Below are 792 nucleotides of genomic sequence, written 5' to 3'. Positions count from 1 at the left end.
TGCATCACCACCAAATCAGCAGGATGCCTCAATAGATAGTTGATGAACTGATTGATGTCTGAGTTTTCGTAAAAAAGATTGAATTGAATGACGCTCAAAGACTGCGAGCAAGACGCCACATGGCTGCGCTGCGGCGGAACAAGTAACAAGACAAACAAAATAGCGACAAAGGCAGAAAATGCACTTTGCAACCATCGGCGAGCGATAAAAAACGCCGAGGCTAAAACAACGTAAGTGAACACAATGAGGGCGGGAATCGAGGTAAGATTCTCCGCCCACCAAATATGTTCAATTTGCCTGACCGCCAGCCAAATAAGAGCGGGTAGAAGCAATATGATCCACTTAAAAACGCTCGGCACACGCACTGCTCGTTTCGCTATTACATATCATAAGCTTAAATGCAATTTCTCAACTCGTCAGTGCGTGAAGCGTTGATGTTAGACGTGGTGTACCGCCTCCTCGACAGGCTCTGGTTGAGCGGCCGTTTCACTGATTTCAATCTTAACCGCTGCGACTTTGAATTCAGGAATTTTCGCATGCGGGTCCGTTGCCGTAGTCGTCAAGCGGTTGACTGGCGACTCAACGAAATGGAACGGAATAAACACGACGCCTTTTTGCATTCGCTTGGTCACAAACGCATCAATTTCGATGCTGCCACGACGAGTCGACACTTTTAGGCGCTGACCATTGTGGATACCAATTGCTTCGGCATCTTCCACACTGATCACCGCTCTTGCCCCAGCAAGGTTCCCCACCCCTTTCGTTTCGCGCGTCATCGTACCGGTGTGCAAC

The 792-nt window shown here is 48.7% G+C and carries 1 protein-coding gene and 1 pseudogene; both read right to left on the bottom strand.

The window, feature by feature from the left end; translation table 11 throughout:
- Positions 1–359: pseudogene (locus tag R7Q09_RS25005) on the bottom strand (endonuclease/exonuclease/phosphatase family protein); the annotation flags it as partial.
- Between the two features lie 78 nt (positions 360–437).
- Positions 438–792 (bottom strand): molybdopterin dinucleotide binding domain-containing protein (locus R7Q09_RS25000; RefSeq protein WP_318143805.1); only part of this gene is annotated, 355 nt, incomplete at its 5' end.

The organism is Vibrio sp. 2130-1 (assembly GCF_033339515.1).
This window is presented reverse-complemented; position numbering and strand designations above follow the sequence as displayed.